This is a genomic window from Streptomyces sp. NPDC048639 (genome assembly GCF_043199075.1).
In the GTDB taxonomy this organism is placed as follows: Bacteria; Actinomycetota; Actinomycetes; order Streptomycetales; family Streptomycetaceae; genus Streptomyces.
This window is the reverse complement of the sequence record NZ_JBICVP010000001.1, coordinates 203,521-226,481: the sequence shown is the minus strand read 5'-3', so window position 1 is coordinate 226,481 and position 22,961 is coordinate 203,521. Positions and strand designations below refer to the sequence as shown.

The following is a 22,961-nucleotide window of genomic DNA, read 5'->3' as shown; positions in this document are numbered from 1 at the left end:
GTGGCCGCATGACGACAACACCGCAGCCAGCCCCGTACGGCACCCCCGAGGTCCCGCGCGTCGCCGTCCGCGGCGAGGCGCGGCTCGAAGTCGACGCCGAGATCGCCAGGATCGGCATCTCCGTCAGCGCCCGCGGCACCGACCGTCGCGCCGCGCTCGACGACCTGACGCGGCGCAACTCCGCCGTCCTCGAGCTCGTCAAGTCCTACGGGGAGGCGGTCGAGAAGCTGTCGACCGGCGCGTTCGTGATCACCCCGCAGCTGAACGACAAGGGGCGAGGGGAGCGTGTCCGGGCGTATCACGGCCGGGTGCACGTGGGGGCGACGCTCTGCGATTTCACGGCGCTCGGCGAGCTCGTGACCCGTCTCGGCGACCTCGAACTGACCAGCGTGGACGGCCCGTGGTGGGCGCTCCGCCCGGATTCACCCGCCCATCGCGACGCACGGCAACAGGCCGTACGGGAAGCGGTGCAGCGGGCACGCGAGTACGCGGGCGCGCTCGGCGCCGAGTTGACGGCGCTCGTCGAACTCGCCGACGAGGGCGCGGAGGGCGCGGCACCGCCCATGCCGGCGGCTCCGGGCGGCGCGAGGATGCGCGGCTACGCGGGAGGCGGCGCGGACTCCGCGGAGCCGCAGGCACTCGACCTGGAACCGCAGCGCCAGACGGTGTACGCCCGCGTCAACGCACGCTTTACGATGTCGCCGCCTCAGCTCTGACCTCACGCATGGGCCGGCCCCGGCTCGGACGGTGCACGAGCCGGGGCCGGAGGTGACGAGCCCTCGTGGACGCCGAATGCGGCCTACCGGTACTGCGAGCCGAAGTTCTTGGACTCGTCGGTGGCCGTGCACTGGGCGGTGGCGCGGCCGCCGGAGAGGGTGAGTACCAGGTTGTTGGGGTTGCCGCAGTTGTTGTTCTGGCGGCCTTCCTGGGCGGTGTTCTGCTGGAGCAGCTCCGCCGAGCTGCTTCCGCCGTCGGCCTCGGCGCCCCCGCCGGTCCCGGTGATGTGCGCGTTCACCGAGTTGTCGGTCGTCCCGCAGTTCACCTCGTAGCGGCCCCCGGTGACGGCGATCTCGCCCGCGTTGGGGTTGTTGCAGTTGTTGTTCTGCCGCCCTTCCTGGGCGGTGTTCTGCTGCAGCACGTCACCCGCGGTCGCGGATCCGCCGTTGGCCTCGGCCCCGCCGCCCTTGATCGCGACCTTGTGGTTGGACGAGCCGTCCTCGTTGGCGCAGCCACCCGAGGCCGAGCCCCCGCTCGTGCCGATAGCCGTGTCGTTGGGGTTGGCGCAGTTGTTGTTCTGGCGGCCTTCCTGGGCGGTGTTCTGCTGCAGCAGGCGGCCCCCTTCGCTGGAGCCGCCGTTGGCGTTGGCACCGGCGCCCTTGAAGAAGGTCTTGTCGTTGGCCGACGCGTCCGTGTTCGCGCAGTCGCCCCCGACCGAGTCGGAGCCCGCGCTCTGGGGGTTGGCGCAGTTGTTGTTCTGCCGCCCCTCCTGGGCCGTGTTCTGCTGGCGCACCTGGCCCACCTGGAGCCCTGCGCCGGAGCCGCCGTTGGCGCCGGCGCCACCGCCCTTGACGAAGGCTTGGTGATTGGCCGAGTCGTCGGCGTTCGCGCAACTGCCCCCCGGCGCGCTGCCGAAGGCGTTGGGGTTGGCGCAGTTGTTGTTCTGCCGGCCTGACTGGCCCGTGTTCTGCTGCCCGACGTCAAAGATCGTGCTGCCGCCGTTGGCTTCGACTCCGCCGCCCTTGGTCCACGTGCGCCTGTTCTCCGAGCCGTCCTCGTTCCCGCAGGCGCTCTCCGACGAACCCCCGCTGATGTCGATGTCGGAGAGGTTGGGGTTGCCGCAGTTGTTGTTCTGGCGGCCCTCCTGGGCCGTGTTCTGCTGGTCCATGCTCATCGCTGTCGAGGAGCCACCGTTGACGTCCGCAGGGCCGCCCTGAACGAACGCGCCGTGGTTGGACGAGTTGTTCGTGTCCTCGCACTCGGTTTCCCAACGGCCGCCGGAGACCGAGATGACGGAATCGTTGGGGTTGGCGCAGTTGTTGTTCTGCTGGCCGCGCTGCGCCGTGTTCTGCTGCGTCAGACCCGCGCCACTGCTGCCGCCCGCCACATTGGCGCCGCCGCTGCGGAACTCGGAGAGTTCGGTGAAGGAGCCGTCGGTGGTGACGCACCGCCCCTTCGCGCGCGCACCGGAGAGGTCCACCGAATCCGGGTCGCCGTTCTCGCTGGCGCAATGGTTGTTCTGACGGCCTTGCTGGGCCGTGTTCTGCTGGAACACGGCCCCCGTCGTGGACGTGCCACCCGATGCGTTCGCCCCAGGGGTGTCGGCGAATGCCGTCCCTGAGCCCAGGGAGGCGAGGCCGCCCACCGTAAGGGCCACCATGGTGGCGGTCGCCAGTTTCTGCACCTTCACTGCTGCCTCCGGGGGATGTGCTGGACGCCGTTTCAGTCATCCGATCAACGCCCCTGAACGGCAGGAGGCATGGTGGCCGTGGCCTAAATCCCCTGATCGGCGCAGCGCTTGCCGGACACGGACCGGCCCCGGCTCGGAAGGAATCACGAGCCGGGGCCGGAAGTGGCGGTCGACCGGGGAGAGCCCGTACGGCTACCGGTAGTCGGAGTCGATGTTCCTGGACTCGTCGGTGGCCGTGCACTGGGCGGTGGCGCGGCCGCCGGAGAGGGTGAAGGCCAGGTTGTTGGGGTTGCCGCAGTTGTTGTTCTGGCGGCCTTCCTGGGCGGTGTTCTGCTGGAGCTGTCGGCCGGCGCTCGCGCCCCCATCGGCCTGGGCGCCGCCGCTGGTCACGGAGGTCCGCACATCGGCGGAGTTGTCGGTCGTACCGCATGCGACGTGGAACCGTCCGCCGGTGACCTCGATGGATCCCGCGTTGTGGTTGGCGCAGTTGTTGTTCTGGCGCCCCTCCTGAGCGGTGTTCTGCTGGACGATGTCGCCCCCTGTGTTGCTGCCGCCGTTGGCCTCGGCGCCGCCACCCTTGACGAGGGTCCTGTGGCTGAACGAGTTGTCCTCGTGCGTGCAGTCGCCGTCCGCCGAACCCCCGCTGACGTCGAAGGGGAGAACGATGTTGGGGTTGTCGCAGTGGTTGTTCTGCCGTCCTTCCTGGGCTGTGTTCCGCTGGTAGGCGGCCCCTGTGTTGTCTCCGCCGCTGGCTTCGGCACCACGGCCCTTTACGGCGGTCCTGTGGTTGGTCGAGGCGTCCGCGTTCTCGCAGCCGCCCCCCAACGCGTCCTGGGAGTACTGGGGGTTGCCGCAGTTGTTGTTCTGGCGCCCCTCCTGGGCGGTGTTCTTCTGGATTGCCGTGAAGGCCGGGGTGGATCCGCTGCCGGCACGTGCGCCACCGCCTCGGCTCCAGGCATTCTCATTGGACGACTCGTCCCCATTCGCGCAGTTGCCTCCTGAGGCCGGCGTCAGGTGGGGGCTGGCGCAGTGGTTGTTCTGGCGGCCTTGCTGCGCGGTGTTCCGCTGGAACAGCTGGGCCCCTGTGGAGGAGCCCCCGTCGACTTCGGACCCGCCACCCTTGGACCAGGTCAGCTTGTTGTCCGACGCGTCCTCGTTCGTGCACGCCGCCTCGGACGAACTTCCACTGATTGCGACGGACGTGACCTGGGTGTTGTCACAGTCGTTGTTCTGGCGCCCTTCCTGGGCCGTGTTCTGCTGGCCCAGGTCCGACCCGGCCGATCCGCCGTTGGCGTCGGCGCCTCCGCCCTGGGCGAAGACCTTGTGGTTGGTCGAGTTGTCGGTGTCCTCGCACACGGATTCCAGTCGGCCACCGCTCACGATGAATTCCACTTGGTCGGGGTTGGAGCAGTTGTTGTTCTGCTGTCCCCGCTGCGCGGTGTTCTGCTGGATCAAGCCTGCTTCGGAGGAGCCGCCCACCGCGTTCGCGCCTCCGCCGCGGAATTCGGACAGCTCGGTGAAGGAGCCGTCGGTGGTGACGCATTTCCCCTTCACCCGCGCTCCTTGCAGATCCACAGGGTCGGAGTTGTTGGGGGAGGCGCAGTGGTTGTTCTGGCGTCCTTGCTGGGCGGTGTTCTGCTGGAGCGCGTCCGCCGCCGACGAGGAGCCACCGTAGGCGTTGGCGCCGCGAGTGTCGGCGAACGCCGTTCCCGAACCCAGGGAAGCGAGGCCCCCCACCGTGAGGGCCACCATGGTGGCGGTTGCCAGTCTCTGCACCTTCACTGCTGCCTCCGGGGGGAGTGTGTTCGGTCATCCCGACCAACGTCCTTGTACGGGAGGGGGCATGGTCGTGCCGGACGAATCCCCTGATCGGTGGAGCGCTTGGCGGGCATGGGCCGGCCCCGGCTCGGAAGGCATCACGAGCCGGGGCCGGGAGCGGTGGCCGCCGGGGGAGCGACGGGGTCGGCCTACCGGTAGTCGGAGTCGATGTTCCTGGACTCGTCGGTGGCCGTGCACTGGGCGGTGGCGCGGCCGCCGGAGAGGGTGAAGGCCAGGTTGTTGGGGTTGCCGCAGTTGTTGCTCTGCCTGCCCTCCTGCGCGGTGTTCTGCTGGAACAACTCCGCGGAACCGCTCCCGCCGTCGGCCTCGGCACCGCCGCCGATCTCCGTGGCGCGGAGGTTGGCGGAGTTGTCGGTCGTTCCGCAGTTCGTTCACTTCGTAGCGGCCGCCGGTGACCTCCTGGCGATCCTCTGCACCTTCACTGAATCCTCCTGGTCGAGCGCTGCGCTGCCCGATGGGACTGCGTGATCAACCTCACCAACACAACCCGGGCGAACCGGACATGGAGGGGGCGGGTGAATCGCCTGAAAAGCTCGCCGGGAGCCCCGGATGGCCCTTGTCCCAGGCGCAGGGCGAGTGCCGGTGCTCCAGGGGGCACTCCGCCCCCCCCGTGTCGACTCCGCGTGCCGGGGGCCGTCGTTCGTCACCGTCAACGGGTCCGCGCGCGGCCGGACATGGCGCCTGCCGTGCCGACTCTGACCGGCGCACCCTCGCGTCCCGGCCGCGTTTCCGGCCGGGAAAGCGGTTGCCGCCGCCCGCGGGTCGCGCCCACTGCCGTACGCGGCAGGGTGTCGCTGGTCACGGACAGGGGCCCCAGGGTTGGACAGAGCGGACGGGTGCTTTAGGTTAGGCTCGCCTAAGTGGCTGCTGGAATCCTGGCGGCCGGGCAGCCTGACCCTGGGGGATCCATGTCTCAGCCGCAGACAGCGCCCGCGCCGCCGACCGCGCCGCACGCCGTCCCGCAGCCCACGCCCTCTCTCCCCGCCGAGCCGGAGATCCGGGTGTTCGACGGCGCTGCCGTGGGCGCCGCCGCCGACCAGTGGGCGCGCGTCTACGAGGAGGTCTACGCCCAGGCGCTCGGTCTCCCCGACCACAGCGACCCGCCCATATCCGACCGTCTGCTGCGGCACTCCGCCCGCCCCGGCTTCGCCCTCGTGGCGGCGCTCGACGGCGATCACGTGGCCGGATTCCTCTACGGCTACACGCTGCCCCCCGACTCGCTCTGGTGGGAGGGCCTCACGCCCGACCCGGGCCCGGAGTTCACCCGCGAGTACCCGCGGCGCACCGTCGGTGTCTGCGAGTTGCTCGTCCACCCCCGGTGGCGCCGCTCGCGCGTTGCGCTGAGCATGTTCGAGACCTTCCTCGCCGGACGCACCGAGGAGCGCGCCGCCGGTCTGGTGGCCGACGACAACGGCGTCATGCTCGCCACGTACGCCAAGTACGGGTTCGAGATGGTCGGGCGGATGGAGCCGTACCCCGGCTGGCGTCCGCACGTCATGGTCGTTCGTCAACTGCGCTCGCACTGAGCCACCGTCAGCCCGCCCGTCCACCTCCGAGCCCCCGAGGCGAAGCCGTGTCCGTCCAGTTCCCGCCCTCCGCAGCCCCGCGATCCGCCTACCCGGTCGACGCGCTCCCCGAGCCCGTCCGCCGCCATCTGCTCGATCTCACGCAGCAGTCCGAGGCACCCGTGTCGGCATACGTGTACGACGGCGCCGTCGCCGCCGAACGGGCACGGGAACTGAGCGCCGCTCTCCCCGCCTGGGCGGTCGTCCACTACGCCGTGAAAGCCAACTCCTTCCCCGGCATCCTGAACGCCCTGGCCCCGCACGTGGACGGCTTCGAGGTCGCCTCGGTCGCCGAACTCGAACTCGCCCTGGCCGCGCTCCCCGACGCGAGCGGACGAGCCGGCGTGCCCGCGCCCGTCGTCGCCGCGGGCCCGGCCAAGTCCGTACCCGTCCTCACCGCCCTGGTGCGGGCCGGCGTCGAGGCCATCAACGCCGAGAGCCTCCTCGAACTGAGCCGCATCAGCCGGATCGCGGTCGCCGAGGGCGTCACCGCCCGCGTCGCGCTCCGCGTCAACCCGGCCGAGATCCCCGTCACCGGCTCGCTCCTGATGGGCGGTGCGCCCTCCCAGTTCGGAGTCGCCGAGCCCGATGTGCCGGGCGTGCTGCGCGAGGCACAGCGGCTTCCCGGCCTCGACCTCACCGGCTTCCACATCCACGCCGCGTCCAACAACCTCGACGCCGACTCCCAGGCCGCCTATCTGACGTGGTGCGTGGAGTGGAGTGTCCGCACGGCGCGGGAGAACGGCATCGACCTGCGCCATGTCGACATCGGCGGCGGCATAGGCGTCGCCTTCGAGGGGGAAAAGCCCTTCGACGTGGCCCGCTTCGGCGAACTGGCCGCCCGGGTCGAGCCGCCCGAGGGCGTCAAGGTCATTCTGGAGCCGGGCCGTTTCCTGGTCGCCGACTGCGGCTGGTACGCGGCCGAGGTGACCGATGTGAAGCACTCCTACGGCCAGTCGTTCGCCGTCCTGCGCGGCGGGATCAACCACTTCCAGCTCCCCACCTCCTGGGACATCGTGCACAACATCGCGGTCCTGCCCGTCGACCGCTGGACCGAGTCCTGTCCCCGCCCGGTCGCCGAGGACACCCGTGTGACCGTCGTCGGCGAGCTGTGCACTCCCGAGGACACGCTGCTGCGCGACGTGCGCGTGGACCGGGTGCGCGCCGGAGACCTCGTCGTCTTCCCGTACGCGGGGTCCTACGGTTGGGAGTTCGCCATGCACCGCTTCCTCGGCCACCCGGTCGCGGAGCGCCATCTCCTCTGAGCCGACGCACCCGACGCACCGAGCCCGACGCCCCGACGCACCGAGCCCGACGCACCCCGTGCCCCACGCATCCCACCGCGCGCCCCACTCGCCGCACCTCGCCCCCCACGGGCCCGTTCGCGACGCCGCGGCCCGCCACCTCCCCTCCTGCACCCGGAGCCCGATCCATGACCGTGCACACCCCTGCCCGCGCCGGTAGCGACCCGGCCGCCGCGGACCGTGCGGACGCGATCCTCGCCCGCCAGCGTGCCCGCGAGTCCTCCGCCCGCACGTACGCCCGCTCCTTCCCGATCGTCCCCGTCCGCGCCCAGGGCATGGTGATCGAGGCGACCGACGGACGCCGCTATCTCGACTGCCTGGCCGGTGCCGGCACTCTCGCCCTCGGCCACAACCACCCGGTGGTCATCGAGGCCGTCCGGCGCACCGTCGACAGCGGCGCCCCGCTGCACGTCCTGGACCTGGCGACGCCCGAAAAGGACGCGTTCACCGACGAGTTGTTCGCCACCCTGCCGCCCGCCTTCGCCGACCGCGCCCGCATCCACTTCTGCGGGCCCGCCGGGACCGACGCGGTCGAGGCGGCCCTGAAGCTGATGCAGACCGCCACCGGACGCCGCGGGCTGCTCGCCTTCACCGGCGCCTACCACGGCATGACGGCCGGTGCGCTGGCCGCCTCCGGCGGTGTCGGCGCCAAGGAGCCGGTGCCGGGCATCGCCGCCGATGTGACGCGGCTGCCCTACCCGTACGCGTACCGCTGCCCGTTCGGCACCGGCGGCGAGCGCACCGCCGAGCTGTCCGCCACCTACACCGAGCGGCTGCTCGACGACCCCAACGGCGGTGTCGTCCCGCCCGCCGCGATGATCCTCGAAGCCGTGCAGGGCGAGGGCGGAGCCGTCCCCGCACCGGACGCCTGGATGCGCGAGATGCGCCGGATCACCGCCGAGCGCGGCATCCCGCTCGTCGTCGACGAGGTGCAGACCGGTGTGGGACGCACCGGCGCCTTCTGGGCGATCGAGCACAGCGGGATCGTGCCCGACGCGATGGTGATGTCGAAGGCGATCGGCGGCACCCTCCCGCTCGCCGTCCTCGTCTACCACGAGGACTACGACGGCTGGCTCCCCGGCGCCCACACCGGCACCTTCCGCGGCAACACCCTTGCCATGGCGGCCGGTACGGCGACGCTGCGCCATGTCGCCCGCGAGGGGCTCGCCGAGCGCGCCGCCACGGTCGGTGCGCGCATGACGTCCCGGCTGGAGGGGCTGCGTGCCCAGCTGCCCGCGATCGGCGACGTCCGCGGGCGCGGCCTGATGATCGGCGTCGAACTCGTCGACCCGCAGGGCGAACCCGACGCGTGCGGCGCCCGCCCGTTCGCCCCCGAACTCGCCTCCCGAGTCCGCGCGGCGTGCCTCTCCCGCGGCCTCATCGTCGAACTCGGCGGCCGCCACGACTCCACCGTGCGGCTGCTGCCGCCGCTCGTCATCAGCGACGAGCAGGTGGAGGCGGTACTGGACCGGCTCGCCGACGCCATCGCCGAGGTGACGGCCCCTCAGCTCGCGGGACGGTCGGCATGACGGGCCGTACCGGCGCCCTGAGCGGGCCCGCCCCGGCAGGCGGCACGACCGCCGCAGCGTTCGCGGCGGGCGAGGCGCCCGCAGCGCCCGGAACGGCGACCCCGGCCGGTGTCGAGCGCATACAGGAACTCCTCGTGGAAGGGCCGGACTTGAACCAGCGTCACGGCGAGCCGTACAGCGCGGGAGAGCCGCACCCCGACCTGGCCGATGCCTTCGGTGCCTCCCTGCCGACGGCCCTCGCCCTGCTCGCCGAGAGCACCGGCACCGCGGTGCGGGGCCTGCCCGGCCAGACCCGCAACGGGTCCGCGCAGAGCGGCCGGAGGGCCGACGAGCGGGTTGCCGGCGAGGGGATCGTCGACGAGCGCAGCGTCGACGGGGGGATGGTCGACGAGCGGATTGCCGACGGGCGGATCGTCGAAGGGCCGTCCGCCGACGGCCTGCCCGCCGACGGAGCGCCCACTGACGTCGTCCCCACTGACGTCGTCCCCACCGACGGCGCGCCCGCCGAGGACCGTACGCCCGAGGGTGCCGCACGGCGCGCCGCCGCTCCGCTGTCCGGCGGTACGGGCGGCCCCGGCGCGCTGGAGCCGCTGCTGCGCACCGTGCTGGACGCCCTCACCGAGGGCGCGGCCCGTCGCGGCGGGCCGCTTCCCGCCGGGACACCGGGCGAGATCGCCGCCCGGGTCGCATGGGAATTCGCCGCCACGGCCGAGGACTTGGGCACGGGAACGCAGTCCGCCATGGACCCGCGTACCGGCGACCGGTTCGGCACGGACCCCGGTGCGGCCGGGCAGCCCCGCACCGATCTCCGCGCCGGCCTCAGCCCTGATCCCCGTACCGGCCCCCGTACGGACATCGAGCCCGGCGACTCCGCCCTGCACCGCCTCACCGCCCTCCTCGCCCACGGCACCACCGACCCCGCCGACCCCTCCTGCGCCGCGCATCTGCACTGCCCGCCGCTGGCCGTCGCCGTCGCCGCCGACCTCGCCGTCTCGGCGCTCAACCCCTCTCAGGACTCCTGGGACCAGGCACCCGCGGCCACCACACTGGAGACCCTCCTCCTGGAGGAACTGGCTGCGCTCGTCGGCTACGACCCGGCCGAAGCGGCCGGAGTCCTGACCTCCGGCGGGACCGAGTCCAACCTCATGGGCCTCATGCTCGCCCGGGACCGGGTCCTCGGCCGTGCGTCCGGGCAGCAGATCGAGATGCGCGGTGTGCCGGGCGCCACCGGCCCGCGCCCGCGGATCTTCGCCTCCGCCGCCGCCCACTTCTCCGTCCAGCGAGCCGCCGCCCTTCTCGGACTCGGCGAGGACGCCGTCGTCCCCGTCCCCGTCGACCACGAACTCCGCATCGACCCGCAGGCGTTGCGCACCGCCCTGCAGGACTGCGCCGACCGCGGCGAACTCCCGCTCGCCGTCGTCGCGACGGCCGGCACCACCGACACCGGGGCCGTCGACCCGCTGCGCACCTGCGCCGCCCTCGCGGCCGAGTACGGCGCCTGGCTCCACGTCGACGCCGCGTACGGCGGCGGCGCGCTGCTCTCCGACCGCCTCGCACCGCTCCTCGACGGCATCGCGCTCGCCGACTCCGTCTCCCTGGACTGGCACAAACTGGGCTGGCAGCCGGTCGCCGCGGGCGTCTTCCTCGTCCGGCAGGCCGAGACGTACGCCTCCCTCGCCCGCCGCGCCGTCTACCTCAACCCGCAGGACGACGAGGAGGCCGGTTATCCGAGCCTGCTGGGGCTGTCGCTGCGCACCACGCGGCGCGCCGACGCGTTCAAGATCGCTGTCACGCTGCGCACCCTGGGCCGCGAGGGCCTGGGCCGTCTGGTCGACGCCTGCCACGACCTGGCGCACGACGGCGCCAAGGCCGTCACCGCCCACCCGCGCCTGGAACTGCACGCCGAACCCGTCCTGACCGCCTTCCTGTTCCGCTACCTTCCCGCCGGTGCCGACCCCGCGCAGACCGACCGGGTCAACGCCGGACTGCGGCGCAGGCTGCTGCGCGAGGGACGGGCGGTCGTCGGCCGCACGGAACTGCCCGGTGACGGACCCGGGCGCGTACGCCTCAAGCTCACCCTGCTCAACCCGCACACCACGCCTGCCGACGTGGAGCGGCTGCTCCACGCCGTCGCGGCGGCGGGCCAGGCCGAGGAGGACGCGCTGTGACCCCGCCGGCCAATGCCCCGAGCAATGCCCCGAGCAACGCCCCCACCACCGGCGCCGCCGACCCGGTGGGCGGGCACCCGGACCTGCCGGACGCGGAAGCCCCCGCTACCGGCGCGGAACCGCTGGGCCGCGACCCGCTGGACACCCGGGCCCCCCTGGACCACCCCGACCCCCTGGACCACCCCGACCCCCTTCGCGCCGGTGACGCCGCCGCCACGGAGACTCTGCTGCGCGCCTACGTCCGCGAGACCGGCACCGAAGTCCCGCCCGCGGGCCAGGAGCTGCTGCTCGACTTCCCCGCCAGTGGGCTCCGCCTCGCCGTCCCGGTCCGCCACCGTTCCACCACCGGCTGGCACCGCTTCGGCGAACCCTCCGTCCACCCCGCGGACCCTGCACGACGGAACACCGCCGACACCGCCCTCGTCGCCGCGGCCGCGATACGCGAGACCACCGCCGGGCGGGGGCTCCCGCCCCACCTCGGCGGCGACGCCGTCGCGCGCGTCCTCGGCTCCGCGCGGCGCACCGGCGTGCACCTGGCGCGGCGGCGCGCCGAACGCGAGGACACGCACGGCCCCACGCCGTTCCTGGACGCCGAGCAGGCCCTCCTCCTCGGCCATCCGTTCCACCCCGCGCCCAAGAGCCGCGAAGAGGCGTCCGACGCCGAACTCGACGCGTACTCGCCCGAGTTGCGGGGCTCCATCCCGCTGCACTGGTTCGCCGCGCACCGCGACGTCGTCGTCGGCGAGAGTGCCGACGGGCGCCCCGTCGCCGACCTGCTGCGCCCGCTGGCCGCCGGGCTCGACCTGCCCGACGGCATGCTCCCCGTACCCGCACACCCGTGGCAGGCCCGCGAGATCCTCGCCCGGCCCGCCGTCGCCGCGCTCGCCGACGCCGGCCTGCTGCGCCCGCTCGGCCCCGCCGGACCGGCCTGGTACCCCACCTCGTCCGTACGGACCGTGCAGCGCCCCGACGCCGACGTGATGCTCAAACTCTCCCTCGGCATGCGCATCACCAACTCCCGCCGCAACAACCTGCGCAGCGAGATGCGCCTCGGCGTGCAGGCCGCACGCCTGCTGGCCGCCGGCCCCGCCGACTGGCTGCGCGCCGAACACCCCGAGTTCGGCATCCTGCGCGACTTCGCCTGGGTCTCCGTCGGCACCGACGGGCCCGAGACCGGCCTGGAGACCGCGATCCGCGACAACCCCTTCCGCGGCGGCCCCCGGGCCTCCGTCCACGAAGGGCTGTGCGTCGCGGGCCTGCTGGCCGAACGTACCGGCCCCGGCGACGGCACTCCGCCCCGCCACCGCTCCCTGCTCTCCGCCGCGGTCGAACGCGCCGCCCGCGCCGACGGCATCTCCACCGCCGAAGCCGCCGAGCACTGGCTCGTCCGCTACCTCGACGTCCTCGCCGTCCCCCTCATCCGCCTCCAGGCCCGCTACGGCATCGCCCTCGAACCGCACCACCAGAACACCCTCGTGGCACTCGGAAGCGACGGCCTCCCGACCGCCGGCTGGTACCGCGACAGCCAGGGCTACTACCTCGCCGCCTCCCGCGCCGCCGAGGCCGAAGCCCTGCTGCCCGGGGTCGCCGACGGGCTCGACCTCGTCTTCGACGACGCCTTCGTCGACGAACGCGTCGCCTACTACCTCGGCATCAACAACCTCCTCGGCCTCGTCGGAGCCTTCGGCGCCCTCGGCCTCGCCGACGAGACCCGCATGCTGCGCGTCCTGCACCGCGTCCTGGACCGGCTGCGCTCGGCCGAACCCGGAGCCAAGGGCCTGCTCGACCTGCTCCTCGACGCTCCCACCCTGCGCTGCAAGGGCAACTACCTGACATGCGTGGACGGACTCGACGAACTCGTCGGCGACGTCCACACCCAGTCCGTCTACATCGACCTTCCCAACCCCCTCGCGGAGGCACAGCCGTGACCGTGACCGAACAGCAGAACCCCTACGATCTCGTCGGCGTCGGCATCGGCCCCTTCAACCTCTCCCTGGCCGCCCTCAGCGACGGCGTACCCGGACTCCGCACCCTCTTCCTCGACAGCAAGCCCGCGTTCTCCTGGCACCCCGGCCTGCTCATGGACGGCACCGTCCTCCAAGTACCCTTCCTCGCCGACCTGGTCACCATGGCCGACCCGACGAGCCCCTGGTCGTACCTCAACTACCTGCGCAACCACGACCGGATGTTCCCGTTCTTCTTCTCCGAGCGCTTCCACATCCCGCGCCGCGAGTACGACCACTACTGCCGCTGGGTCGCCGAACACCTGCCGTCCTGCCGCTTCGACGCCGAGGTCACCTCGGTCGCATGGGACGACGAGGCAGGCAGCTTCGCCGTCACCCACCGCTCCGCGAAGGACGGCGGCACCACCCGCGTCCTCGCCCGCCAGGTCGTCCTCGGCGTCGGCACCGAACCCGTCGTCCCCGAGCCGCTCCGCCCGCTGCTGACGGAGCATCACACGGGCCGCGTCCTGCACAGCGCCGACTACCGCACCCACCGCGCCCGCCTCGCCGACGCCGACGACGTCACCGTCATCGGCGCCGGGCAGTCCGGCGCCGAAGTCGCCCTCGACCTCCTCCGCCACCAGGACGGACAGGGCCAGGACGGGCCGTACGTCCGCTGGCTCGCCCGCACCAACGCCTTCGCGCCCATGGAGTACTCCAAGATCGGACTGGAGCACTTCACCCCCGACTACATCCGCTACTTCCGGGGCCTGCCCGAGCGCGAGCGCGAGCGCCTCGTCAGCGAGCAGTGGCAGCTCTACAAGGGCGTCAGCGAGGAGACGCTCGGCGACATCCACGACGAGCTCTACGAGCGCACCATCGGCGGCACCGAACCCCGCGCCGCCCTCCACCCGGGCGTAGAGATCGTCGCCGCCGAGGCCGAGGACGACGGCTACGTCCTCACCTGCCACCACGCCCCCCAGTCCGCCACCTTCGACGTCCGCACTTCGGCCGTCGTCATGGCCACCGGCTACACGGCCCGGCGCCCCGCCTTCCTCGACACCCTCGCCGCCCTCGTCGACTGGGACGACCGCGGCCGCTACCAGGTCGACGGCGACTACCGCGTCGCCCTCGATCCGCGCGTCGCCGGCTCCCTCTACGTCCAGAACGCCGAGATGCACACCCACGGCGTCGGCGCCCCCGACCTCACCCTCGGCGCCTGGCGCGCCGCGACGATCCTCAACGCCGCCGCGGGCAGGACAGTGCTGCGCGTACCGGAACGGGCCGCCTGGACCACCTTCGGCGTCCCGCAGCAGACCGCCCCGGAGAACGCGCCCGCGGGAGGCGTATGGCGGGCCCCGGCCCAGCAGGGACGGCGCGCCGAAGCGGGTACGCCGCGGTGACACGCACAGAACCACCGCACGACGCGGCGAGGGGACGGGCCCCCGCGCGCCGCGCCAAGGCCGTGCTCATATCGGCGATAGGACTGCACCTCGTCGCCGAGACCGCGCTCACCCCGTTCCTGCCCCAACTGTTCGACCGGCTCTACGGCATCGACGACCCGGGCGCCACCGGGCTCTACCTGTGGATCTGCCGCATCGTCGGACTCGCCGCGCTGCCCCTGTGGGGGCTCGCGGCCCGGCGATGGCCGCTGCACCGCCTGGTCCTGGCCGGGCTCTGCGGCTCCGCGGTCCTCGACATCCTCCTCGGGCTCGCGCCCAGCTACGCCGCCTACACGGCCGTGTCGACCGCCGTCGTCGCCACCAACTGCGCGCTGCTGCTGGCCTATCCGGCGTTCATCGCCGAGCACGGCGACGCGGACACGGCGGGCGCGGAGCGGGCGCGTCTGGCCGGGATCTGCTCGATCGTCGTCGTCTTCCATCTGTCGACGGTGGTCGCCACCCTGGTGGGTGCCGGAGTCCTCGCCCTGCCCGAACCCCGTATCGGCATCTCGGCGTTCGCCGTCCTGGACGCGGTGCTGGCGGTGCTCACCTACCGGGTGCTCGGCAGGCAGGGGGCCGCTCCCGCCGCCGAGCGCGGCTCCTCCCTCGCCACCGCGCCCGGCGCGGGGCACGACGCCGTGGCGAGTGAAGTGGTCGCCGCCGCCCATCTCCCCGCCGATGCGGCGCCCGCGGCGGACGGCCGAGGCCCCGCATCCGCGGCCGGCAGGTCCGCCACCGCGACATCGGCCCGGGCCGCCGACGCCAACGCCACGGACGGCACCGAGGGCACCACCCGTACGACCCGCGGCACACGCCGCACCGGGCGGCTCGCCGTCCTCGCCTACGTCGCCCTGATCGGCATCGCGTTCGACTTCTCGGTCAATATCGCCCGCCCCTTCTTCACCGAGTTCGCCGACAGCCTCGGCACCGACGGGGCCGGATCCGCCGTGCTGTTCTTCCTGCCGAGCGTCGCGGCGCTGGCGGTCCTGCCCGCGGCACGCCGCTGCCACGACCTGCTCGGCGAACGACTGCTGCCCCTCTCGCTGGCGGTCGGCGCCGCCGGACTGGCCTGGCAGGCCATCAGCTCCTCCCTGACGGGGCTCGCCGCCGGGCGCCTGCTGTTCGGCATCGGCCTCGGCCTCGGCCAAGTCGCCGTCGAACTGCGGATGTTCCGCGCCACCGGCACCGAGGGCCCCGCCTTCACCGGCGTCGAAACCGCCCGCGCGGTCGGCCTCCTGGCCGCGCCCCTGGCGGCCACCGCCGCGGTCTCCCACGACCTCGCCCTGCCCCTGGCCCTGGCCGCCGGGGTACAGGTCGCCGGCATGGCCCTGGCCGCCAAGCGCCTGCGCCGGGCCGCCCCCGCACCGGCCGCTGCCCCGGCGAACCCGGCGCACCCGGCGCACCCGGCCCCCACGTCGGCCACGGCGAAGGACCCGGTACCGGCTGCGGCCGGAGGACGCACCCGGGCGCTCGCCTCCGCAGCACCCGCACCGGACCACGCCACCGCGGGGACCGCATCGGACCCCGCCCTCGTACCGCACGACACCGAACTGCGCGACGAACCGTACGACGACGAACTACGCGACGACGAACTACGCGACGAACCGCACGACGCCGAACCGCAGGACGCCGTCCCGTACCACGCCGAACCGCACGACACCGTACGTCCCACCGTCCCGGCCCTCGCCGGCGACCGCCACGCGGCCCCGCAGGACGGAGCCTTCGCCTCCGCCGCGTACTCCGAGGAGATCCACCGATGAACCCCACCACCCGCGACGCCTGGGCGCAGGCAGGCCACCGGCTGCTCGTCAAGGCGATCGAGGAGTTCGCCTACGAGGAACTCCTCGCCCCCGAGCCCGACACCGGCACCGCCGAACCCGACGCCTACCGCCTCGACTTCGGCGCGGGCGTCCACTGGACCTTCCGCGCCACCCGCGGCACCTTCGGCACCTGGCGCCTGACCGACGGCACCCTCCGCCGCACACCCGAAGCCGACGGCGAGGCCGGGCCCGAACGGTTCCTCCTCGACGCCCGCACCACCCTCGGCTGGGACGGCCCCACCACCGCCGAAGTGCTGCGCGAACTCACCGCCACCCGCCGCGCCGAAGCCGACGTCATCGCCCGTGCCCTCCCCGCCGCACGCCTCGCCGACCTGGACCACCTCGACCTCGAGGCTCACCAGGACGGCCACCCCTGCATGCTGCTCAACAAGGGCCGGCTCGGCTTCTCCGCCTCCGACGCCGCCGCCTACGCCCCCGAGGCCGCCGGATCCGTACGCCTCCGCTGGGCCGCCGTCCACCGCAGCCTCGCCGCCTACGCCGGCGTCCCCGGCCTCGACGCCGCGACCCTCCTCGCCGACGAACTCGACGACAGCACCCGCGAGACCTTCGCCGCCACCCTCGAAGAGGGCTGCACCGCAAGCGGACACAAGGCCGCGCACTACACCTGGCTGCCCGTCCACCCCTTCCACTGGGACGAGGCCGTCGCCACCCTCTTCGCCCCCTACCTCGCCGAAGGAACGATCATCCCCCTCGGCGAAGGCCCCGACCGCTACCGCCCCCTGCAGTCCATCCGCACCCTCGCCAACCTCGACCACCCCCACCGCCGCAACGTCAAGGTGCCCCTCCTCATCCGCAACACCCTCGTCTGGCGCGGCCTGTCCACCGCGCCCACCGAAGCCGCACCCGACATCAGCGCCTGGCTGCACTCCGTACGCGACCAGGACCCCTATTTGCGCGACGAACTCCGCTTCCACCCCCTCGGCGAAACAGCCGCCGTCTCCGTGCACCACCCGCTCTACGAGTCCGTCACCGACGCCCCGTACCGCTACCACGAACTCCTCGGCGCCGTCTGGCGCGAGCCCGTCGCCGCCCTGCTCCACGATGGAGAACAGGCCCGCACCATGGCCTCCCTGCTCAAGATCGGCTCCGACGGACGGGCCCTCGTCACCGAACTCGTCGAACGGTCCGGACTCGCCCCCCGCACCTGGCTGCAGAGCTTCCTCGCCGCCCTCCTCCCCGGACTCCTCCACTACCTCTACCGCTACGGCGTCGCCTACTGCCCCCACGGCGAGAACACCGTCATCCTCTACGACGCCACCGACACCCCCATCGGCATCGCCCTCAAGGACTTCGCCGAGGACGTCAACCTGCTCCCCGGCAGCCACCCCGAATACGCCGGCCTCACCCCCCGCGCCGACGCCGTCCTGCTGCGCTGGCCCGCCCACGAACTCGCCCACTCCCTCCTCAGCGCGATCTTCGCCGGCCACTTCCGCTTCTTCGCCCCCCTCGTCGAACGCCACCTCGGCGTCCCCGAGACCCAGTTCTGGACCGCCGTCCGCGCCGAGATCGAGCGCTACCACGCCCGCTTCCCCGAACTCGCCGACCGCTACGAGGCCTTCGGCCTCTTCGCCCCCGAGTTCGACCGCGTCGCCCTCAACCGCGAACAGCTCCTCGGCGGGGGCTTCCACGACCGCTCCGAACGCGACGAAGGCTTCGACGTCGTCCACGGCACCGTCCCCAACCCGCTCGCCACCGCCACCGCCCACCAGGAGCCGCAGATATGATCACCCACGCCCACCAGGCGTACGAGCGACTGCGCGCCGACGCCGACGCCGGGCGCATCGACGAGGTCATCGTCGCCGTGCCCGACATCCAGGGACGGCTCCAGGGCAGCAGACTCTCCGTCGACCACTTCCTCGGCGAAGCGGCCCGCGACGGCTTCGGCGCCTGCGTCTACCTCCTCGCCTCCGACGTCGAGATGGGCACAGGACCCGGCTACGCCATCGACGCGTGGAACTCCGGCTTCGGCGACTTCGTCCTCCGCGCCGACCCCTCCACCCTGCGCAACCTCCCCTGGGACGAAGGCACCGCACTCGTCCTCGCCGACACCGAATGGCCCGCCGGGACCGACACGACCGCGCGCCCCGTCGACATCGCACCCCGCCACGTCCTGCGCACCCAGCTCGACCGCCTCGCCGACCACGGCCTGGCCGCCTTCGCCGGCACCGAGCTGGAGTTCCTCGTCTTCACCGACACCTACCGCGAGGCCTGGGACCGCCGCTACCACGGCCTCGAACCGGCCACCCGGTACAACGTCGACTATGCGCTCCAGGGCCTCGGCACCCTCGAACCGGTCGTCCGCCGCATCCGCCGCGAAATGGTGCGCGCCGGCCTCACCATGGAGACCGCACGCGCCGAATGCCACCCCGGCCAGTACGAAATCGTCTTCCGCTACGACGAGGCGATGACCACCTGCGACCACCACGTCCTGTTCAAGAACGGCGCCAAGCAGATCGCCGCACAGGAAGGCGTCGCCCTCACCTTCATGCCCAAGTACGACGAGGGCGAAGGCAACTCCTGCCACATCCACCTCTCCCTCCGCGGCACCGACGGGACCGTCGTCCTCGCCGACCCCACCGCCGCGGACGGAATGTCGGACCTCATGCGCCACTTCGTCGCCGGACAGCTCGCCTGCCTGCCCGACTTCACCCTGCTCATGGCGCCCAACATCAACTCCTACAAGCGCCTCCAGCCCGGCGCGTTCGCCCCCACCGGCATCACCTGGGGACGGGACAACCGCACCTGCCCCATACGAGTCGTCGGCACCGGGGCCTCGCTGCGCATCGAGCACCGCGTACCGGGCGGCGACGCCAACCCGTACCTCGCCGTCGCGGCAGCCGTCGCCGCCGGACTCCACGGCATCGAGAACCGGCTTCCCCTGCCCGAACCGCACGCGGCCAACGCACTGGCCGACCCCGCCGTCCCGCGGCTGCCCACCACGCTCACCGAATCCCTGCACCGCTGGGAGAACAGCGAGACCGCGACCAAGGTCTTCGGCGAGACGGTGGTCGGCCACTACGCACAGGCCGCACGCACCGAACTGGCCGCGTTCGAAACCGCGGTGACGGACTGGGAGCGGGTACGCGGGTTCGAACGGCTGTGAGGCACTGACCCCCGGTCCCGCCCCGGTCCCGTGCCCCCGTCGCGTACCGCGGCGCACACAGCACGACGGCCCTGCCACGGAGATTCCGTGGCAGGGCCGTCGTGGTGCCGAAGGAGCAGCCGGGCCTCATTCGGCCGAGCCGGGCCTCACTCGGCCGCGTAGTTCTTCTCCATCGCGTCCAGCACCTTGGTGGCGCCGGTGTAGCCGATGCCGAGCATCCAGAGGTTGTCGTCGACCTTGAACGCCTTCTTGCTCTTCACGGCCCCGAGGTTCTTCCAGAGCGGACCGCCCGTGATGGACGTCTCCTTGGCCTTCTTCGGGTCACCGTAGGTGGAGTAGAAGATGACGTCCGCGTCCGCCTCGTCGATCTTCTCCGGGCTGACGTCCAGGGAGAACCCGGTCTTGTCCTGGTTGGCCGGACGGCCGACCTTCAAGTCCTTGAAGATCGAGCCGACGAACGTGTCGTTGAAGTAGAGCCGGGTGTCCGCGCCTTCGACGAAACGGACGAAGCCGACCTTGACCTGCCCCGCCTTCTCCGGCCCGCCCAGGGCCTTCGTCAGCCCGGCGATCTTGGTCTCGTAGGCGGAGGCGACCTTCTCGGCCTCGGCCTTCTTCCCCAGGGCGTCGGCGTGCAGCTCGAAGTTCTCCCGCCAGTTCGGGCCCGTGGTCTCCGAGAAGACCGTCGGCGCGATCTGCGACAACTCCTTGTAGCTCTTCTCGTCACGGACCTTGCTGCTCAGAATCAGGTCCGGCTTCAGTGCGTTGATGGCCTCGAGGTTCGGCTCACCGATGAGACCGACCTCCTTGATGCCCTTGATCTTCTCCTGGGGCAGATACGTGGACAGCGGCGCGCCGGCCACGACGGTCACCGCGCCCACCGGCTTGACGCCGAGGGTGACCGCCGAGTCCAGGGCGTCGGTGTCGAGTACCACGACGCGCTTGGGGCTGTCGGGCACCTCAACCTTGCCCATGGCCGTCGACACCGCGTGCTTGCCACCTCCGGAGGAGGACTGCTTGGCGTCGTCGTCCGAGGAACCGCACGCGGTTGCGGTGACGGCGAGCGCGGAGACGAGCGCCACGGCTGCGGCGCGACGATTGAGGGTTCCGGACATGAAAGGAGGCCTTTCGTACAAGAGAGCCCGGAATCCATTCCGGGCTCAGAACTTAGGTAAACCTAACCTTATGGGAGTTGGCTGACAAGTCTCGATCGCGTCACGGGCTCCCTCCTTCCTGCCGCCCGCTCATCGGAGCGTGCCCTTGCACGTTTCAACGCTTGTCAATACCCCTTCACGCAAAGCTCGTTGAGTCGCCCCGCAGGACCCCATCTTTACCCGTCGGTACGGCATAGGCTCGACCCATGCGCCGAGCAAAGATCGTTTGCACCTTGGGACCCGCCTCGGACTCGTACGGCCAGATCAAGGCACTCGTCGAGGCCGGAATGGACGTGGCCCGCTTCAACCTCAGCCACGGCACCTACGCCGACCACGAAGAGCGCTACCGCCATGTGCGCCAGGCCTCCGAAGAGACCGGCCACAACGTCGGGGTCCTCGCAGACCTTCAAGGCCCGAAGATCCGCCTCGGCCGATTCACCGAAGGCCCCGTACTCCTTGAACACGGCGACGACTTCACCATCACCGTCGAAGAGACAGAAGGCGACCGCCGGATCTGCGGCACCACCTACAAAGGACTCGCCACCGACGTCACTCGCGGCGAACGCATCCTCATCGACGACGGCCGCGTCACCCTCGAAGTCACCGCCGTCGACGGCCCCCACGTCCACACCACCGTCGTCGAAGGCGGCATGGTCTCCGACCACAAGGGCCTCAACCTCCCCGGCGTCGCCGTCTCCGTCCCCGCCCTCTCCGACAAGGACGTCGAAGACCTCCGCTGGGCCCTGCGCACCGGTGCGGACATCATCGCCCTCTCCTTCGTCCGCAGCGGCCGCGACATCGAGGAAGTCCACCGCATCATGGACGAGGAAGGCCGCCGCCTCCCCGTCCTCGCGAAGATCGAGAAGCCGCAGGCCGTCGACCACCTCGACAGCATCGTCGACGCCTTCGACGGCATCATGGTCGCCCGCGGCGACCTCGGCGTCGAAATGCCCCTCGAATCCGTACCGATGGTCCAGAAACGCGCCATCAAGCTCGCCAAGCGCAACGCCAAGCCGGTCATCGTCGCCACACAGATGCTCGACTCGATGATCGACGCCTCCCGCCCCACCCGCGCCGAGGCCTCCGACGTCGCCAACGCCGTGATGGACGGCACGGACGCGGTGATGCTCTCCGGCGAGACCAGCGTCGGCAAGTACCCGGTCGAAACCGTCCGGACGATGGGCCGCATCGTCGCCGCTGCCGAGGAGGACATGCTCGCCAAGGGCCTCCCGCCCCTGACCGAACGCAACAAACCCCGCACCCAGGCAGGCGCGGTGGCCCGCGCGGCCGCCGAGATGGGCGACTTCCTCGGCGCGAAGTTCCTCGTCGCCTTCACCCAGTCCGGCGACACCGTCCGCCGCCTGTCCCGCTACCGCTCCCCGATCCCGGTACTCGCCTTCACCCCCGAGCACGCGACCCGCTCCCAGCTCAACCTCACCTGGGGCGTGGAGACCTTCATCGGCCCGAGCGTCGACTCGACGGACGAAATGATCCAGCAGGTCGACGAACACCTGCTGAAGATCGGCCGCTGCCGGCAGGGCGACGTCGTCGTGATCACGGCCGGCTCCCCACCCGGCGTCCCCGGCATGACGAACCTGGTACGCGTCCACCACATCGGCGAGGACGACTACCAGAAGTAGCGCACGGCAGCGCACGGCACAGTGCGGTCTCAGTACTTCGGCCCGACATGCGCGTCCATGAGCGCGACGGACGCCCGCTTGGCGACGGAGATGTTGTACGGATCCGGGCCGCGCCGGGTGACTCTCCACTCGACGCCGACCCGGTCGAGGGCGTCGGTGCAGAGCCGCCGGATGTCGTCGGATTTGTTGGTGAAGAAGTACCGGGGATATTCGTAGCGCCTTTTCTCGCCCGCCACGGTCCGGGTCGCCCAGTTGGTGATTCGGCATCCGTCGGAATGAATCAACCCGCGAATGAATTCCCATGGATGGTCATCGACGAGTTCGCTCTGCCATGGGGCGAGTTCGATGCGCCGGTGGTGTTTCTTGCCGGGGCCGTGCTGAGGAAAGAGGCAGGGCCAATGCCTGCTGAAGTGCGTCACGGTGACGCAGCCCTGGTTCTGCACGACGTGCACGCGATGCGCCGGATGAACGCGCTGGATGGCATCACGGCATGCCTCGATGAGGCCGGGCCAAGCATCGGCGCAGGCGATGCGCAGGGCGTAACCACCGCGGGGCTGCGGGCTGATGCACCCGTCGCCGAGATAGAGGCCGAGGAGGTAGACGTACGCCTCGGCCTCTGCGGGAGGCTTCGGATGCGCGAGGCATCTGACGCATTCCGTTGTGGGGGAGAGCGGTTCGATCCTGGCCTGCCACCCGCGGATCGCAGATCTCGATATGCCGGTCTGCTTGCTCACGGAGTTGAGACTGCGGCCGTGGTGAACGAGGGCGAGGACGCGCTTGCGTGTTTCGAGGTCGTACATGCCGGTGAGCCTGGCGGGATGAAAGAACCCGCACCGAGGTTCGAAGGACGGTTCCCACGAAACGGTGAAGTCCAGCGATTATGCTGTGACCTTGGAAATGAAGGAAAAGTGCCCCGGGTCGGACTCGAACCGACACTGTATGGGTTTTGAATCCATTGCCTCATGCCAATTGGGCTACCGGGGCCAGATGAATCGAAGGTCGGAGGCCGCCCTTCGTGTTCCAACCTTA

Annotated in this window: 16 protein-coding genes and 1 tRNA gene; 11 read left to right on the top strand and 6 right to left on the bottom strand. The window is 71.6% G+C overall.

Annotated elements, in window-relative coordinates; all coding sequences use genetic code 11:
* The first annotated feature begins 8 nt into the window (after positions 1-8).
* Positions 9-716, top strand: coding sequence for an SIMPL domain-containing protein (locus ACGFNH_RS00975; RefSeq protein ID WP_393650839.1), 708 nt, complete (start codon positions 9-11; stop codon positions 714-716).
* 83 nt (positions 717-799) lie between these two features.
* Here ACGFNH_RS00975 and ACGFNH_RS00970 read toward each other — a convergent pair whose 3' ends face one another.
* From ACGFNH_RS00970 to ACGFNH_RS00960, 3 genes are all read right to left on the bottom strand, one after another.
* Complete coding sequence (locus ACGFNH_RS00970) at positions 800-2,407, bottom strand: hypothetical protein (RefSeq protein WP_393650838.1); 1,608 nt, start codon at positions 2,405-2,407, stop codon at positions 800-802.
* Between the two features lie 192 nt (positions 2,408-2,599).
* Positions 2,600-4,189, bottom strand: a complete 1,590-nt coding sequence (locus tag ACGFNH_RS00965) for a hypothetical protein (RefSeq protein ID WP_393650837.1) — start codon at positions 4,187-4,189, stop codon at positions 2,600-2,602.
* A gap of 185 nt (positions 4,190-4,374) precedes the next feature.
* Complete coding sequence (locus ACGFNH_RS00960; protein WP_393650836.1) at positions 4,375-4,524, bottom strand: hypothetical protein; 150 nt, start codon at positions 4,522-4,524, stop codon at positions 4,375-4,377.
* A 630-nt stretch (positions 4,525-5,154) separates the two neighbouring features.
* On the opposite strand from ACGFNH_RS00960, the gene ACGFNH_RS00955 reads away from it, so the two are divergent.
* The 9 genes from ACGFNH_RS00955 to ACGFNH_RS00915 all read left to right on the top strand — a co-directional run bounded on the left by ACGFNH_RS00955 (position 5,155) and on the right by ACGFNH_RS00915 (position 19,141).
* Complete coding sequence (locus tag ACGFNH_RS00955; RefSeq protein ID WP_393650835.1) at positions 5,155-5,772, top strand: GNAT family N-acetyltransferase; 618 nt, start codon at positions 5,155-5,157, stop codon at positions 5,770-5,772.
* 47 nt (positions 5,773-5,819) lie between these two features.
* Positions 5,820-7,076: an alanine racemase gene (locus ACGFNH_RS00950; protein WP_393650834.1), complete on the top strand. Its 1,257-nt coding sequence runs from the start codon at positions 5,820-5,822 to the stop codon at positions 7,074-7,076.
* 167 nt (positions 7,077-7,243) lie between these two features.
* Entirely contained in the window at positions 7,244-8,644 is a 1,401-nt protein-coding gene (locus ACGFNH_RS00945; protein WP_393650833.1) for a diaminobutyrate--2-oxoglutarate transaminase, read from the top strand.
* A complete protein-coding gene (locus ACGFNH_RS00940; RefSeq protein ID WP_393650832.1) occupies positions 8,641-10,812 on the top strand; it encodes a pyridoxal phosphate-dependent decarboxylase family protein in 2,172 nt (723 codons plus the stop codon). The genes ACGFNH_RS00945 and ACGFNH_RS00940 overlap by 4 nt, the downstream gene beginning before the upstream one ends.
* Positions 10,809-12,740: an IucA/IucC family protein gene (locus ACGFNH_RS00935; protein ID WP_393650831.1), complete on the top strand. Its 1,932-nt coding sequence runs from the start codon at positions 10,809-10,811 to the stop codon at positions 12,738-12,740. Before ACGFNH_RS00940 ends, ACGFNH_RS00935 begins: the two co-directional genes overlap by 4 nt.
* A complete protein-coding gene (locus ACGFNH_RS00930; RefSeq protein ID WP_393650830.1) occupies positions 12,737-14,158 on the top strand; it encodes a lysine N(6)-hydroxylase/L-ornithine N(5)-oxygenase family protein in 1,422 nt (473 codons plus the stop codon). The genes ACGFNH_RS00935 and ACGFNH_RS00930 overlap by 4 nt, the downstream gene beginning before the upstream one ends.
* A complete protein-coding gene (locus tag ACGFNH_RS00925) occupies positions 14,155-15,957 on the top strand; it encodes a hypothetical protein (RefSeq protein ID WP_393650829.1) in 1,803 nt (600 codons plus the stop codon). The genes ACGFNH_RS00930 and ACGFNH_RS00925 overlap by 4 nt, the downstream gene beginning before the upstream one ends.
* A complete protein-coding gene (locus tag ACGFNH_RS00920) occupies positions 15,954-17,762 on the top strand; it encodes an IucA/IucC family protein (protein WP_393650828.1) in 1,809 nt (602 codons plus the stop codon). Before ACGFNH_RS00925 ends, ACGFNH_RS00920 begins: the two co-directional genes overlap by 4 nt.
* Complete coding sequence (locus ACGFNH_RS00915; RefSeq protein WP_393650827.1) at positions 17,759-19,141, top strand: glutamine synthetase family protein; 1,383 nt, start codon at positions 17,759-17,761, stop codon at positions 19,139-19,141. The genes ACGFNH_RS00920 and ACGFNH_RS00915 overlap by 4 nt, the downstream gene beginning before the upstream one ends.
* A gap of 146 nt (positions 19,142-19,287) precedes the next feature.
* Here ACGFNH_RS00915 and ACGFNH_RS00910 read toward each other — a convergent pair whose 3' ends face one another.
* Positions 19,288-20,253: an ABC transporter substrate-binding protein gene (locus tag ACGFNH_RS00910; RefSeq protein WP_393650826.1), complete on the bottom strand. Its 966-nt coding sequence runs from the start codon at positions 20,251-20,253 to the stop codon at positions 19,288-19,290.
* Positions 20,254-20,498: 245 nt separating this feature from the next.
* Here ACGFNH_RS00910 and pyk point away from each other — a divergent pair, with 245 nt between their 5' ends.
* A complete protein-coding gene (gene pyk / locus ACGFNH_RS00905) occupies positions 20,499-21,932 on the top strand; it encodes a pyruvate kinase (protein ID WP_393650825.1) in 1,434 nt (477 codons plus the stop codon).
* 29 nt (positions 21,933-21,961) lie between these two features.
* On the opposite strand, the gene ACGFNH_RS00900 is transcribed toward pyk, so the two are convergent.
* Positions 21,962-22,732: a transcriptional regulator gene (locus tag ACGFNH_RS00900; protein WP_393650824.1), complete on the bottom strand. Its 771-nt coding sequence runs from the start codon at positions 22,730-22,732 to the stop codon at positions 21,962-21,964.
* Positions 22,733-22,841: 109 nt separating this feature from the next.
* Positions 22,842-22,916 (bottom strand) — tRNA-Leu (locus ACGFNH_RS00895).
* Positions 22,917-22,961 lie beyond the last annotated feature (45 nt).